This window comes from SAR324 cluster bacterium, from assembly GCA_015232315.1.
Classification (GTDB): domain Bacteria; phylum SAR324; class SAR324; order SAR324; family NAC60-12; genus JADFZZ01.
Window position 1 is genome coordinate 43137 of sequence record JADFZZ010000005.1, and the last position, 16056, is coordinate 59192.

General features: G+C 44.1%; 15 protein-coding genes. 13 read left to right on the forward strand and 2 right to left on the reverse strand.

The genetic code is table 11. The features are described from left to right. Positions 1-4 precede the first annotated feature (4 nt). Positions 5-484: an ATP synthase F0 subunit B gene (locus tag HQM11_05850; protein MBF0350533.1), complete on the reverse strand. Its 480-nt coding sequence runs from the start codon at positions 482-484 to the stop codon at positions 5-7. Between the two features lie 304 nt (positions 485-788). On the opposite strand from HQM11_05850, the gene HQM11_05855 reads away from it, so the two are divergent. Continuing rightward, positions 789-1286, forward strand: a complete 498-nt coding sequence (locus tag HQM11_05855; GenBank protein MBF0350534.1) for a 2-C-methyl-D-erythritol 2,4-cyclodiphosphate synthase — start codon at positions 789-791, stop codon at positions 1284-1286. Between the two features lie 2 nt (positions 1287-1288). Then, positions 1289-1450: a hypothetical protein gene (locus HQM11_05860; GenBank protein ID MBF0350535.1), complete on the forward strand. Its 162-nt coding sequence runs from the start codon at positions 1289-1291 to the stop codon at positions 1448-1450. On the opposite strand, the gene HQM11_05865 is transcribed toward HQM11_05860, so the two are convergent. Further along, positions 1447-3480: an ATP-dependent helicase gene (locus HQM11_05865; GenBank protein MBF0350536.1), complete on the reverse strand. Its 2034-nt coding sequence runs from the start codon at positions 3478-3480 to the stop codon at positions 1447-1449. The two genes, HQM11_05860 and HQM11_05865, sit on opposite strands and share 4 nt — an antisense overlap. Positions 3481-3610: 130 nt before the next feature. Between HQM11_05865 and HQM11_05870 the strand changes: the two genes are divergently transcribed. The 11 genes from HQM11_05870 to HQM11_05920 all read left to right on the forward strand — a co-directional run bounded on the left by HQM11_05870 (position 3611) and on the right by HQM11_05920 (position 16054). Continuing rightward, positions 3611-4642 carry a hypothetical protein gene (locus HQM11_05870; GenBank protein MBF0350537.1) on the forward strand — a complete coding sequence of 344 codons (1032 nt, stop codon included), beginning with the start codon at positions 3611-3613 and terminating at the stop codon, positions 4640-4642. A 23-nt stretch (positions 4643-4665) separates the two neighbouring features. Continuing rightward, a complete protein-coding gene (locus HQM11_05875; GenBank protein MBF0350538.1) occupies positions 4666-6855 on the forward strand; it encodes a tetratricopeptide repeat protein in 2190 nt (729 codons plus the stop codon). A gap of 15 nt (positions 6856-6870) precedes the next feature. Continuing rightward, positions 6871-7629: an STAS domain-containing protein gene (locus HQM11_05880; protein MBF0350539.1), complete on the forward strand. Its 759-nt coding sequence runs from the start codon at positions 6871-6873 to the stop codon at positions 7627-7629. A 3-nt stretch (positions 7630-7632) separates the two neighbouring features. Further along, entirely contained in the window at positions 7633-8715 is a 1083-nt protein-coding gene (locus HQM11_05885; GenBank protein MBF0350540.1) for a type IV pilus twitching motility protein PilT, read from the forward strand. 57 nt (positions 8716-8772) lie between these two features. After that, a complete protein-coding gene (locus HQM11_05890; protein MBF0350541.1) occupies positions 8773-9156 on the forward strand; it encodes a YbjN domain-containing protein in 384 nt (127 codons plus the stop codon). A gap of 117 nt (positions 9157-9273) precedes the next feature. Continuing rightward, on the forward strand, positions 9274-11832 hold the full coding sequence (locus tag HQM11_05895; protein ID MBF0350542.1) for a hypothetical protein: 2559 nt from the start codon (positions 9274-9276) through the stop codon (positions 11830-11832). Between the two features lie 101 nt (positions 11833-11933). Continuing rightward, positions 11934-12257, forward strand: a complete 324-nt coding sequence (locus HQM11_05900) for a hypothetical protein (protein ID MBF0350543.1) — start codon at positions 11934-11936, stop codon at positions 12255-12257. A 423-nt stretch (positions 12258-12680) separates the two neighbouring features. Next, positions 12681-13268, forward strand: a complete 588-nt coding sequence (locus HQM11_05905) for a hypothetical protein (protein MBF0350544.1) — start codon at positions 12681-12683, stop codon at positions 13266-13268. A gap of 110 nt (positions 13269-13378) precedes the next feature. Further along, positions 13379-14137, forward strand: a complete 759-nt coding sequence (locus HQM11_05910) for a hypothetical protein (GenBank protein ID MBF0350545.1) — start codon at positions 13379-13381, stop codon at positions 14135-14137. A 24-nt stretch (positions 14138-14161) separates the two neighbouring features. After that, positions 14162-14911 (forward strand): alpha/beta hydrolase, encoded by a 750-nt coding sequence (locus tag HQM11_05915; protein ID MBF0350546.1) that lies wholly within the window; start codon positions 14162-14164, stop codon positions 14909-14911. 6 nt (positions 14912-14917) lie between these two features. Beyond that, complete coding sequence (locus HQM11_05920; protein MBF0350547.1) at positions 14918-16054, forward strand: cysteine desulfurase; 1137 nt, start codon at positions 14918-14920, stop codon at positions 16052-16054. The last annotated feature ends 2 nt before the right edge of the window (positions 16055-16056 follow it).

The window sequence follows — 16056 nt, forward strand, 5'->3', positions numbered from 1 at the left end:
CATCCTAATTGAGCAAATAATTGGCAGTGATTAAAGCAAGTTCATCGGACAAGGCGGACAATTGTGCTTTTGCGTCGGCAGTTTCTTTTTGAAGGGTTCCACGGCCTCTTTCAAGTTCTGCTTCACTGAAAACGTGAGCATCATGGACCAGTTCTTCATGTCGTGCCTGAGCTTCCTCATACGATTGATGAAACACATCCTGAATCACTCTTCTCGACTCAATCAATCTGACTTCATAATCTTTTTTGAGTGATTCCATTTCCGCACGGGCTTTGGCCGTACTGTTGCTGGATTCCCTGACAATTTTATTACGATTGTCCAGCGTCCTTAAAACAGGCTGAAACAAAAGCTTGTTGAGCGTAAAAATCATAACCAGAATAATAATAGCCACCATAACTGGAGTTGCCAACTGCACATGCAACAACCCAAAGTCCATGTTCAGACCGCCCCAGGCGTTTTCAATAATCGTTTGTTTATAGTCCATAAGCATCACTGGATGAGATATTTGACATCAAATAACAGGTGTGTACGTAGATGGTTGGCACAATAACATCAACATGGGTTACAAGCGTAACATGATGTTTTTGAAGACGGGCTGATTCGATCGGGAGAATATTTTCACTTTGTAGAAAAAGTGCTGCAGCCTGTCTGCAAAACGGGCAAGGAAATAACACAGTGGAATGTACTGGTCAAGATTGATTTTTTACAGAGTTTGATTATTGTCACTCAGATATCGTTCATTTCTGTCGATCGCAACCACACGATAATATTTTTTTCAGAGGTGTTTCATGTTCAGAATAGGCTCAGGATTTGATGTTCATCCGCTGGTCACGGAAAGAAATTTGATATTGGGTGGTGTCAGGATTCCTTTTGAAAAAGGCTTATTGGGGCATTCCGATGCGGATGTTCTGGCACATGCGATCATGGATGGCTTGTTAGGCGCACTGGCGCTCGGAGATATCGGGATACATTTCCCGGACACCGACAGTCGGTATAAAAATGCCGACAGTATGGAAATGCTGAAACGTGTCTATCAGAAAATTGTGCAGCAGCAATACACTCTGGTTAATCTTGATTGTACCATCATGGCCCAACGACCCAGAATCATGCCCTATATGACCGCCATTCAAAACAATATCGCATCTGTTCTGAATGCCGAAGTGTCACAAATTTCCATTAAGGCCACAACCACTGAAAAGTTGGGGTTTGTCGGGCGAGAGGAGGGCATTGCCGCGCAAGCGGTAGTTCTCCTGCAAAAAATTAATTTTACCCTCAACGGAGGTTGATCATGTTACTGGCAGGCATTCACTTGATTGGTATCAGCACAATTATTTTTGTAGTGGGCGGAATTGCTTACAGGAATGGAAAACAGGAAGGCATCCGCCTGGCAAAAGCCCATTTCGAAAATAAAAAATTGGAGGAATTAGAAAAAAAGAATCCATCCACTTAAAAATAAAACCTGTTCCTCCCGGAAGATGGCGTGAAAAAACTATCATCCGGAACAGGATGTCTCTCAATATCTATCAGAGATTCAGGAAGTTCCTCCACAAACCTTGAGTGCGTGGATTGCTCTGTGGTGCCATACGTATGGGTAAACAACGGTGATGTCAGCATCAGATATTTTTTTGCTCTGGTCATGGCCACATAAAACAAACGCCGTTCCTCTTCCAGTAACTCTTCAGAGTGCAGACAACGGTAATTGGGAAATTTTTCTTCTGTCAGGCCAATGACAAAGACCGCTTTCCATTCAAGTCCTTTCGCTTGATGGATGGTTGTTAAAATCAACGCGTCTTCCGGTTCCTGTTGCTCATCCTCTTCACCCACGTCAGACAAAACAGTATTGGACACGGATATGGCAATTTCTGCCAGAAATTGCTCCAAGGTACTGAATTTGGCGGCAAACGAAAGAATGAAATCTACATCAGCCTCACGGATACGGGCATTTTCATAATTATGATAAAGATAACTTTTATAAAACTGTTTATGAATCCGGGAAATAATGGACGACGGTGTTATGTCTGCCACGGTGCAGGCCTTGAAACAGTTGAGAAGGATGTTCCACTCATCTCTGGATTTGGCTGGAATCAATCTTTGAAGGTCATTGTTATCCATCGTCAGGCGAACGGCCTGTTGCTCATAAAACACCTTATAAATTTTTGATGCTGTCCCCGGACCAATGCCTGGAAGCATTTTGAGCACACGGAACCAGGCGATTTCATCCAGTGGATTATGAATGATCCTCAGAAAGGCCAACACATCCTTGATATGTGCCTGCTCAAAAAACTTAACCCCTGAATAAATCACATACGGAATATTTTCCTGATTGAGCGCCAATTGCAGAATGGCAGACTGCGCATGAGTCCTGTAAAGAATACAAATATCATTCAGCGACAAATCCAACGACCTCAGATGATGTATCTGCCGAATCACAGTTTCTGCCTCTTTGTAAGGATCAAGCAGGTAATGCAATGTCGGCTTTTCCGCAGAAGGCAGGTGTGAGAACAGGTGCTTCTTGAACTGGTTTTGATTCTGGTTAATGCTGGCATTGGCGGCTTCCAGTATTTCTGGCGTACTGCGATAGTTTTGCTCCATACGATATATTACCGCTGAATACTTTTCTGGAAAATCCAGAATATTTCTGAAGTTGGCACCTCTCCAGCTATAGATGGATTGAGCATCATCGCCGACAACCATGAGGTTACGATGCGGATAAGAAAGATGCTCCAGAATATTGGCTTGAACCTGATTGGTATCTTGGTATTCATCCACAAGAATATAATGGGTTCGCTGCTTATACGATAATTCACTCCCATGTTGAATCAGAAGATCCAGCCAGTTTTCCAGCAGATCATCAAAATCCATGACATTGTTTTGACGCTTTTTTTGGCGATAAAGCATCAGGATTGCCAAAATTGACTCAAGATGTTCTTCCAGATGGGGATATTCTTCCATGACCAGTTTTTCTATCTGAAAATTACGTATGGGATATGCGGGTTTGAGTAAGTCCTCATTGCAATAACGATTAAAACCCAAAGAAAACAATTCATGCAATACCGCTGCTTTGGGAAAACTTTTCCCTGTCTTACCGACGGTTTGGGCCATAGCTGACTTCACTAATTCACCGGCGTCGGAACTATCCAGAATATTAAAATTGTTTGAGTATTTTAATAAGGATGCATATTTCCTTAAAAACCGGTTGGCTATGCTGTGGAATGTGCCATGAACAATCCGCGACGAATGTTTCTGGAGTCCCATCGCAGAACGATGCGAGATTTCGTTGGCGGCTTTGTTGGTGAATGTCAACACCATAATGGTTTCAGGAGCAACGCCATTCTGAACCAGTTGCATGATACGATGAATAATCACCCGTGTTTTACCACTACCGGCACCAGCAATCACCAGAGCCGGGCCTTCATGGTGGGCAACTATTCGCTGTTGACTGGGATTCAGATCTTCTGGATTGTATTTAAATGTATTCATCAGTGTTTTTTGGTCAAAAGGAATGAGCATGTGTTTCTTTCAAGGGAAACGATGCGATAACTCCGGTTAAGTGTCAAAATTTTTTATATCGTCAATCATTACAGAAGGGATCTTCTGAACAGGAAAAAATATGAGCATGATCCGGCCACAGTCATCAGTAAAAATAGTTTTAAGTTTATGCATACTTCTGTTCGGGGGCAACTTGAGGTTGCTACGGGCAATTGAAATGGAAGACCGCCTTCCCCCGTTTGTGCTTCAGGCCGGGTTGAATCTGTCCAGTTCGGAATACTATGGCGCATACGGTGGAAATTTTCACAGAGCGTCATTGAAGGATCTTATTATCAGAGACAATCAATACCGAACCCGTCTTGAGGGGAGAATCAGACGGGAAGAAACCCGTTATACCTGGAATATGTTATATGGTCTCAGTGAAAACTGGCAGCTTGGTCTGGAAATTCCCTACATCATCCGTGAGCAACGGGCGGATCTGACGATCATTACCACCGAGGGGCTTTCTGCGGATGAAAGCTCAGACATCCATGAAATCATTGATTATTTCAACACTTCCCAACATGTGGAGGGAACGGGTGATATCAGTCTGAAACTGGGATATGACATGCACTACAGCAACACTTTGCTGGTCAGGAGTGGCATCATTATACAGACCCCGCTCAATACCACTGAGGCGCCTCGCGGAATCTATCCATGGGAAGTTAGTGAAAATCAAACTGATGTTACCGGTTTTTTTCACTTTACACGTTATCCCTATTCACGTTATCAGATACGTAATAACCTCCGAATCAGTATGACCAATCAACTCGTAGGAGAACGTGAAACGCTTGCTGGTCATAAGGTGAAATATTTTGGGGGGAATGCTCTTGATTTAAGGTATAATTGGATTTATGAATTCAATAATAGCCTTGTCGGAGCAGAACTTCAACGTTCGCAGGGAGAAGACAGTAATCTGAATGGACAGAACCAGAAAAACAGATCGGTTCTTCATCAACTGAATTTTGAAATTGGACAGGGAAACTATCAGGATCTTGAGCAAAAAATGGTTCTGCTCCCCTATCAGTTCAGAACAGGATTCCGGCTCCCGTTGGGCGGGATGAATATTCCATACGTTTATCAGATTTATTTCACATTTCAGGCATATTTTTAGTCAAAACAATCGTTGGGGAAAATATGAGCGATCAAGAGAATAAGCCTCAGACTGAGCCTTCAGAAACAGGAGGAGGTGAGGCAAAAACGGGGAAAAAGCTGAAACTGTCTATTAAAAAAGTTTCTAAGGCAGCCACCAATGATCAGGAGATATCCTCATCTGAGACTGATCAGGTCAAATCCGGATCACCAGAAGAGCCGATTACAAAAGATACGCCCTCAACGGATAGCGCCGTCGCGCCTGAGCAAACATTGACTTTATCACTTTCAACAAAAACCAAAGCTGACGACGCAACCATTTCGGCAACTGAAGAAGTAACAACACCAACAATGCCTTCCCCTGAACCGGAACTTCCCCCAGTTACTGAAAAAACAGAAGAACCAGAAATTGCTGAAACAAAGAAAATTGCGTTTTCTCTCAAAGATTTTGCTCACAATGAAATTAAAAAGGAACCAGAAAAACCAGAAATCTCCCCTGTTGAGCAACCAACTCCTCCAGAAAAACCAATCCGTCTATCATTAAACACGACAGACACACAGCTTACCCCTGAAGCAAAAACACAGGAATCAACTCCCGGCAGCGAGCAGGGAAAACCGGCAAAAATCAAATTATCTTTTCATGATCTGGCATCAAAAACGCAAAAAGAACCTGCGTTAAAAGAGGGACCCCCCCCACCACCGGCAGGTGGCAAGATCGCTTTTTCACTAACGGATCTGGTTCCTGAAAAAAAAGAAATCCCAGCCAAGGTCACTTCGACGCAGGAACCTGGAACGTTGGCACCTGGAGAAAAATCTGTTGTTGCTGATACGGGGAAAGTATCAATATCCTTGAAGGATCTGGCCCAGATCGACTCAACACCGCCCAAAGCGGAGACGCCACCGCCGGCCAATGCCCCAAAACTATCATTATCAGGGATGGCACCTGCGGCTTCAACTGAAAAAAAACCAGCAGAACCAGCACCATCGTCCAAAGTGAAAGTCAGTTTGTCTTCGCTTGCGGGCACTTCAGAGAAAAAAGAAAGCGATTCTTCAGAAAAACCAGTCACGGCCAAAACCAAACTGTCGTTGTCTGAACTGTCTTCAGCCTCAGGCTCTCCGACAAAAGAAAAACCGGCGACGGCACAAGCACCATTATCAATGTCTCAGAGCGCCCCCAAACCTCAATCCGCTCCTGCAAAGGGACAGGACAAACCACTTGAAACCGATAAAGAACTCTCCCAGCAGGAAAAGACCTCTTCATTGTCTGATTTGGCGGCACCGCAATCGCTCAAGCCTGGGATCGGTGAAATTCTGGGAAAACTTCTCGGCACTGCCGCTGTACTTGTGCTGTTGGCAGGACTTGGCTGGATTGGCTATACCATTGCCATGGGCCCCCAGGATGTGAAATTATCCAGTGTAAAATACGAATTACCACCAGCCATTGAACTCGATAACCTGTCACTAGCTACTGTGAACGAGTCGAATACGAGCATTGCTTCTGCCTCAGATGACAAAAAAACTGTGGTCGCTAAAGCCAAACCCAAGCCTGTTCTCAAGCCTGTGCAGAAAGTGGAGCCCGCACCCACACCAGTTCAACCGGTTGCAACGCCTGAACCACCAATGAAGGAAGAAGCGCCACCATTGATTGCGACAACAGAGACACCCCCACAGAAAAAAGTTTCAAAATGGTTTGAACGCGGTGTTCGTTATCAGAAAAACAGTGAATGGGAAAAAGCGACGCATGCTTATGAAAAAGCTTTGGAAGAGACGCCCAAAGATCCGGATGTCTATAACAATCTGGGAGTTGTTTATCAAAATCAGGGTGAAACGGATAAAGCGCTGGTGCAATATGAAAAAAGCCTGGAGCTGGATCCTGATTCTGTAAAAACCTTGAACAACGCCGGTAGCGCTTATATGGTCAAACAAAGCTGGGAAAAAGCCGAGCAAATGTTCCGAAGTGCGATGGCAACAGACCTGGAACAGGCTGACAGTTATGCCAATCTGGCTCTCGTTTATAAAAAGAATCATAAGCTCAATGAGAGTGAAGCGGTGTTGCATCAAACCCTCACCATTTTCCCCAAATATGCCTTGGCTTACTATTACCTGGGGCAAGTGTATGAGGAGCAGAAAATGCGGAATGAAGCGCGCTGGTCCTATGAACAGTTTTTGCAGTTTTCACAAAACAAGGACCTCAACAAGGCCGTTGAGAATCATTTAAATAACAATTTACGCTAGTTATCAAAGGCTCTGATGTCTGTTGAAACACGTTTTATAGATTCCGCGCACCAACAAGCGCTTGTGACCCTGAAAAAAGTTTCAGAAATGCACTTCAGTGCTGTTATGTTTGAAGTGGGACATGACTTGATCGAGAAAAATGTGCGTCACATTATCGTGGATTTACTCGATATGGTCTATATTCCCATGGAGGGCTTGGGAACACTGAATTCATTATGTCAGGATCTTTCTGCCATCAAAGGCCGGTTGGCCCTTGTATGCCACAATGCCAATATTAAAATGCTACTCAGATCAACCACTTTGGCTAAAGTCATTGAAATTCATGACAATCTGGATGACGCAATGCAGATCCATGAAGATCAGTTGCTCCAGGGCTTCATGGATCAATTGAATGACGAACAAAAATTCTGGTATCTGAAAGCTGTCGCCAACATCATTGTGGCGGATGGTGAAATTTCTCCCGGTGAAATTGCTGTCGCTGAATCATTGTTTGCCCAAATTGAACTCGAATCACACAAAATCGCGGAAATTCAGAATATTTTCCAGTCATTGACTAAAGTGAAACTGGAACCCTTACGCATTGATAAAAAGTTGGGATTAACCATGCTTCAAACCCTGACGCTCATTGCGATCGCAGACAATTCGCTGATGTCCGCGGAAGAAAATGTTATCCGTGAACTCACTCATTGTTTAGGCTTTGCTTCAACGACAGCAGAGGAAATGATCAACTGGGGCTCTGAACAATTAAAAACAGCACAGACTCATCAGGACTAAAATATGGCTGCTGCAATCAATGTGTTTTTTGAATTCATGCACAATCAACGCGCGTCTGATCTACACATGGCCAGCGGACGAAAACCCAGAATCCGGATTGATGGGGAACTGCATGATATTGAATATGAAGTACTGACTGATCAGAGCTTACGAAAAATGCTGTATGAAATCATGCCACCGGAGCGCCTGCCAGTGTTTAAGGAAACAGGCGATATGGATTTTGGTTATGAAATTCCAGGCCTTGCCAGATATCGTGCAAATTATTTTGAACAAACGCAGGGAATAGGCGCTGTATTCCGGGAAATTCCAAGCAAAATTTTAACGTTGGAGCAATTGGGACTTCCACAGGTACTGGCACGTTCAGCAATGCTCAATCGGGGATTGGTACTGGTGACAGGCCCGACTGGTAGCGGAAAATCAACGACCTTGGCCGCGATCATGGATTATGCCAATAAAAACCGTCGCGATCATATTGTGACGATTGAAGATCCCGTTGAATTTGTGCATGAAAGCCATGGATGTCTGGTCAATCATCGGGAAGTTGGTAAACACACAAAATCATTCACCGCGGCACTGAGAGCAGCGCTGCGTGAAGACCCTGACATCATTCTGGTTGGAGAGATGCGGGATTTGGAAACCATTGAGCTGGCGATTGAAGCTGCTTCGACAGGTCATCTTGTTTTCGGAACCCTGCATACCCAAAGCGCAACCAAGACAGTTGACCGGATTATTGATGTTTTTCCAGTGGATCAACAGGAAAAAGTCCGCGTGACTCTCTCTGAAACGCTGAAAGTTGTCGTTGCGCAAAATCTGTTCAAACGCTCGGATATGCCGGGTCGATGTGCCGCACTGGAAATTCTGATCTGCACCCAGGCTGTTGCGGCCATGATCCGTGAAGGCAAAACGCATCAACTGGTGTCCATGATGCAAACAGGCAAAAAACATGGCATGCGATTACTGGATGATACCATTCAGGAATTACTGGATAAAAAATGGATTTCTCCAGAGCAGGCTTATGAAAAGTCTATGGATAAAAAACGGTTTATTCCCTACCTTTCTGAACCGCCGGATGAATTGGCCGGATGAAAGCTCGAGACCCTGAATTCTTAACATAAGGAGTTGTTTGTGAACAAATACAGTCAATTGATCAATGATTTTCTGCAAAATTGCGGTGAGGCTGAAAAAAGCTTTGTGACCGATACGGAATGGTGGATCATCAACGGTTCAGTGAAAGTTCAAATATTCTTAACCTCGCTGGATGAGGATGCTGAACTGATTGTGGCCGCAAATCTCCTCCGTCTGACTGAACCGAACCCCGCACTGAATCAATATGTTCTGCAACTCAATGGCAGTCTCAAATTGAAAGGGGCCGCATTTGGACTTCGCAATAAGCAACTGATTCTCAGCTTTGTGAGACCTGTTCAAGGGCTTGACCCGGAAGAACTGGAATGGATGATTGCCTGCATTGCCATACTTGCTGATGAGTACGACGATTTTCTCATCCAGAAATTCAAAATCGAATCCTGAGAGCGATCACGGCTCCGACCATTTGAGGGAAATCATGCATTGTGTGTAAAACGTGCATGATTATTGCTTGTGCGGAATATCACTGTTTATTTTTCAATAACCACCAAGCACGAACCCATGACCTGGACTCATAATCAATATTACCCCCTCCCCCAAGCCGGTAAAGATACGATTGCCGCCGCAGTCGCTTTGTTACGGGCTTACCCGTTGACAACAGCCTGTCTGGAAATTCTTGGCAAACAACTCCTCGCCAAACTCGAATTTGGATTTTTCATGGAAGGGCAGGAATTTATCACTCAGGGAGAGTCTGGAAGAGACATGTTTTTGCTTTGCGGCGGAAAAGTGGATGTGCTGGTTAATGGACAGGTTGTCGTACAGATGGAAGGCCCGGTACTTTTGGGAGATAAAGCGCTGGTTGAACCCAAATCAAAACGTGCCGCCAGTATCCGTGTGGCCAAGGACCAAACCGCCCTGCTGATCAAAATTCCCATGGGATTGTTTATCAAAAACTTTGGCGACCCCAGCATTCCTGATCCACAATTCAGTCAGGAAGTTTCCATTTTTGCCTACCTTTTCCAGGGAATCCAGCAACGATTGTTCAATTATGTTTATGTTCAGAAAAACCTCTGGGAAACTGTAAATACCAGTCTAAAACTGGCAAACAGCACCGTGATTGCCAAAATGCTGGACCAGCAAAAAAATATGAACTGGGATAAAAACGTATGGGACCGTGTAAAACGATTTTTATCTCAGGATATTGGTTTCAAATGGGATGACTCCATTGCAATTTCACCTCAGACATTCCGTGAAAAACTCTGGGAATACCTGGATCAGCGGTTCCCTCGAAAAATTTTTAGTGGTTCTGATTCAGAATACGTGACCCAAAAACTTTTGATCTGGAATACCTGGCTCAATCAGATCAGTGCTCAAGCGCTACAGGCTCTGCCAGAAAACAAGTGGCCCATCAGTATCGGTGAACTCGAACTATTCAATCCCAGAAATTATCACATGCGATTGACACATATGCTACGTGGGGTGGAATCAAAGTTTTCCGCAAAAAATGATACACATCCCGCAATCACTTCTTTTTTCGGAAAAGGAGAGCAATCCAATGAATTTGAGCTGGATCAATATTTAAAATCTTTTGAACAGACATTTTCTATACCACATCCCAAACGGATGCAGGCACAGGTGGCTCAACGCGTGGCTCAAATCGCGGCAACCTGTGAAAATCAGTTCAATGGAGCCATCGCGAAAATGCAGAATTTTCTGGTCGCTGTTCAGAAAAAATTCAATATTCAGGCCGATGACACCGCACATCAGGAAGATAACACTATTGAATTGAGCCAGAAACTGATTCAGCGTTTCTCAAAAAGCTTTGTGGGATATGAAAAAAAGGTACAGTCCATATCACAGAGTATTGGTGAACTGAAAATTATCATAGGCTTCACGCCCACGATTGAAGATCTGATCAAAAGCTCTCCAGTCAAACAGAATCGTGAAGAAATGGAAAAAATTTATTTGAGGATCCTCGATGTATTGGACCTCAGAGCACAACTCACCCCTGTCAGTTACAGCATGAAACATTGGTTTCTCTCCATGGGAACCTTTCAGGATCATGTGCTGTTTAATGAGCTCAATAAACAATACTGGATGGTGTGTTCACCGGAAATAACCCTTTCTCTGCAAGATTCTGAAATTACCAGTATTCCTGTTGGCATGATGGTCGGGGGGCCAGGCTGGTTGAAAGAAGCGGAAAGCAGGGAGCACAAACAACCCTATCAATTGAACATTCCCGCAAAAACCACATCTTCCGTTTTTTCCAATTTCTTGTTTGTGGGGATTGTTCCTCAGGAATTGCCGTGGACACAAGACAAGAATCCCTCACCGGAATTATTTGTTCAGCATCATTTGCCACTGATGCAGTGGCTCATCAACAAACATATTGAATTTCTGAAGCTATTGACACAGGAACGTGACCGTCATTTTAATAAAGGATTTGAAGTGGAACGGTCATTGCGGTTGGAAAAAAAAGTGAAAGCATTTGAAACCGGCAACACCGAAATAAACGCCTTATTGTTTCAGGATATCCAAAAGCATCTTGCGCAAAATCTGCGCTTGAAACTGGAATCTTCCAGCCTCAATTCAGAACAGATAGCCAAAAAAATCTATAACCATATTCTGGTACAAATGGGTGAGGATTATCCCGGAATGCCCCTTGAGGAACGCAGCAATAAATCTTACACCAAATGGCGTTTTGCCCTGAGCGAACTGATCGCCTATCTGGATGCTCTGGACAAATCCACGAATTCTGTCGGGAAAACCGTTCAGCCTGTTTGGGAAATCATAAAAAACGAAATTTCATCAGTACTGGAAACATATCTTGGCGGCAATGGAAAAGAAAGTGTTCAACTGGACAAGGATCCCCCGGCACTTGATATCAGTTCCATCCTGACAAATTATGGCACCATGCAGGTGAAAATGTTGATCTTCCGACAATCGTGTACTTTGTTGGAACGGTGGGTTTACCGGACGCTTGAAGAAGTGCATATCTACAAGCAGGAATGGGAAAACCTGAGCAAGAATCAGACACAGGATAATCATCAAAAGATTCAACTGGAATTGATCCGTGAAAATGCAAGCAGGCTTCAGCAAACATTGGGCATTGCCGCATGATAAAAAAAAGACCCATAAGATCTGTTGACAATCTATATTTTTTTTTCTATCCACTTTATAGCTGGTTTCCTGCTTTTTTTGACACGCAAAGAGGAGTTGATATGAAAACGATAAAACATGGCTTGGTTTGTATTATGATTATGACGTTCACAATGGCTATTTCAAGTCCTGCGCTGGCCAGCCTCAATGAACGCCCCAGTGGTGCGGCCATGGCCGTGGATATTCCAATCAGAGTGCTCAGCTTGGGATTGACCTTAGTCGGTTTTGCTGTTTTTATTCCAACCTTGTTGTTCACAGCTTTCGGTGAGGAAGGTTCAGTCGGCATGGCCTGGGATGGCCTGGTTGGTGAACCTGCTGAGTTCACATTCAGACGACCTTTGGGGAAATTTGATGACTGGCGCCAGATCAAAGATGGACAAGATTGATTAATTTCACCCCCCTCTTGTGTTGTTTCTTCCTCGTGGTATCTTCCTGAAAATCTGTTAAATCATTCCTTTCAGCCTGTTTTTGAAAGCAGGCTGACATTAAAAAAGCATAGTGATACATGTTATGGATGATGTTTCCCCAGTCAATCAACCGTTTTGCTGATAAAATTCTTTTTGCAGAGCAGCTATACTTTGAGTGGTAAATCTGGAGTTTTTAAGAGTAGTGTCATGCCGGACTTGATCCGGCACCCAGAAAACCGCCGCAGGCCTCTGGATTTCGTGTCAAGCAGGAATGACATTCCGCATAATTCCACTTTTCAACCGTTGTGAGTATAGCCGTGAAATTTTATGAAGGATCACTTTTTGCTTGGCTACTTATCATTGTTGTCTGTTGATCATTTTTTGCCTCTGTTCAGGATGGTTATGTCACACAAAATCATGATACGGAATTTTCTGGCAGGTGTGTTGCTGTTATTGTCACTGAACACCGCCAATGCCCAATTTATGGGAGTCAGCGCCGACGCCGCACTGTCGTATTCCGCAGTGGAAGGCAGTGTTTCAGGAGGAACCCTGGGAATCACGCATCCTGTGCCTCTCATGCCCAATATTGGTTTCATGCGCCTGTCCTTCGCTGAAACCCTTCAACTGGATGATCAATATAAATTCAACACGGATGTGAGCATGCGAGGTATGGAATTTTTTTATCACATCCCATTTCCTATTGTGACCTTCGCCATCGGTATCGGAGGCGGACTCATGGATTTGACGACCAATGTGATTGATGGAACCCGAACGATTGAAATTCTGAATCACAATACCACGATTGCAGAAGGTTTTATCCGCTTTGGACTTTCATTCGGCCATGTTCTTGATTTCCATATCGGACTACATTCCATTGCGACAGGTTCCATTGATCTTGCCGAAGGTTCGGCCACAGACCTTTCCGCCTATGAGACCAAACGTGATTTGACAGGCACAATGACCACCGTCGGAATTCAGTTGGCTTTCTAAAAATGGCAGGTATTTCCCTTTCTTCATACTCAAATTGCTATTCTTCCTTTTCTTTGATCATCCATTCCCATTTTATTCTGATTTGATAAATCCCCGTTTTTTGAGGACTTATGCGCAGTATTTCTTTTCAACGACCCGTGAAATTTGAACTGGAAACAGTTCAGGAAACCTGGAACCAGGGAGATAAGGTCAATGGAAATCTCATTGTTCAGAACATGGACGATAAGCCTGTTACGATCAAAGCCCCACAGATTGTTCTCGCTCATGGTTTGTACAAAGAGATCAAGGCTCACAGCAATTCATGGGGCATAATAGGTCAACAGATTCTGGATAGTGAATTGACGATGCTTCCCGGTGAACACAAAGTTTTTGAGTGGGAATGCCTGCTTGAAACACATTGCCCCATATCGGATAATGCGGGAAGCCTGTTCCTGTTGTTCGGCGATGAAACGGCCCGGGAATCAGGAGGGAAAATTAATTTAAATGTTGGCTTGCACCCTTTACTGCAAGGTTTTTTACAAACATTTGAAACCCAATTCCACTTTCTGAAAAAATACGAAAAAAATAAAAAAGACTGGTTGGAAATCAAACTGGTGCCGCCTCCGTCTTCCAAGGATTTTCCTACCTTGGACCATTTGATGTGCCTCTTGAGATTGAAAGAAACCAATATTGAAATTGAATATAATTTCAAGGTGAAGCTGATCGGTCGAGAGGGCGAAAATATTAAAATGAAACAGAAAACACGTCAATCCACTCAAGTCATAGCAGAATCAGAATATCTTCAGGCGGGAGGATTTCCCAACCGGGCCTGTTTTCGGCAAAAAATTGAAGACGCACTGGAACTGGGTAAACCCGGTTCACTTTTTTGACAGACATCAGGGTAAAGGCATACAATGTTTTCAGAAGAATGGAATTTTGAACAACTCCAGCAAATGTCAGAAGATATTCTGGCGTCTCTGGAAAACAGAAAACTCATGCAACCATGGCAATTGGAATCTTTTTCGTTGCCTGCAAGCCCGGATATTGAATCCCGAAAACAGGTGTTGATCATCGCTTCAGGCTATCCTGAACATGCGGGTGTCTGGTCCTATACCCTGTTGGAAAAAAGTATCCAGGCTCAGGAATGGCGGAACAAAGCCAGCATGGAATCCTGGTTTGAACGGTTTCACCAGTCTTCGACCGGAATCATTGTACTGAACCCGCATCATCCGCTGAAACAACCGCCTGAGGACTCCCTTCCGATTTATCTGGCACAGTTAACAGCTATTTATCAAAGATTGATGGGGTTGCCCAACATTCCCGATATTGCATTGATGGGATATTCTTTAGGTGGGGATGTTATCCTGCGATTTTTGCAGGAATTTCCTCAATACATTGCCCGAACGAAAGGGTTGGTGCTGGTTGATCCCTCCCCACCGCAGACCGGACGACGCAAGATGGTTCCGGAATTGGCCCGGTTGATGGATCATGCGACACTGTATGGAATGATGAATGAAGAAGGACTGCCCGGTGAATTTGCCGAAATTGCTAAAATGAGGCTCAAGCTCAACCCCGAACTGGTCCAGTGTCAATATCATGGAGAGGTGCCATCGGTGGTGCTGAATCTTGTGTGTGATCAACTCAACCAGCTTTTCTCTGCCTGAATCTCCATGTTTTATCTGGATCATGCCGCGACAACTCCTGTATTTCCAGAAGTGTTGACAGCGGCCCTTCCTTATCTGAATACTGAGTTTTTCAATCCTTCATCCTTGTATTCCCCGGGAGTCAAGGTTTCAAGATTCGTGAAAACGGCCCGGGAACGGATAGCCCATTATTTTGGAGTTTCCCCTGGAAATGTCGTTTTTTGTTCAGGCGCAACAGAAAGTAATTTCATGGCGTTCATGAGCACGGCTTTCTCGTCCAGGCTTTCAGGTCAGGAAATTGTGATTTCTGCCATAGAACACCCTTCTGTCACCAAAGCCGCAGAATTTCTGAAATCACGGGGCTTTGAAATCAAAATTTTACCAATTGATCATTCGGGAACCGTTGATCTGAGCCAATTATTGTCGGTTCTTTCCAGCGAAACACGTTTGGTGTCCTGCATGGCTGTGAATAATGAAATCGGGACATTGCAACCGTTGGAGCTGTTGGGGAAAGCGATTAAACAATACAATCCCAAAATAATGTTTCATGTCGACGCGACTCAGGCTGTCGGGAAAATACCGCTATCAATACGACTGGCTGAAATTGATATGCTGTCACTCAGTGGGCATAAACTGGGTGCGCCCAAAGGAATTGGCGCATTGATCATGCGTCGGGATTTGCCTGTGCAACCGCTCATGGAAGGTGGTGGTCAGGAAAATGGCTGGCGTGGCGGAACAGAAAATGTTTTTGGCATTGTCGCTCTGGAAAAAGCGCTGACAATCATGGAGCAAAACAGGCAAAAAACAAGCACTCAAATGATTCATTACAAACAGAAATGGCTGGATTTTCTGGGAGAACAACATCCGGACTTGTATATCTATACCACGGACTATGTTCAACCGTTCTATCTCAATTTTGGAATTCCACAGGTTCCCGCGGAAGTGTTTCTGCATCACCTTGAAGCAAAAGGAATCTTTGTTTCAACGGGTTCAGCCTGTTCCTCACGAAAATCCAAAGTGTCTCCCGTTTGGGAATTAGTGGGAGTTCCACAGAAAAAAGCCAAAACCATGATCAGACTGAGCTTCGGCTATGAAAATCTGGAAGAGGATCAGGAACTTTTGTTTAAAATATTTTCAGAAGTGATTCGGGATTTGCGCACTTAACA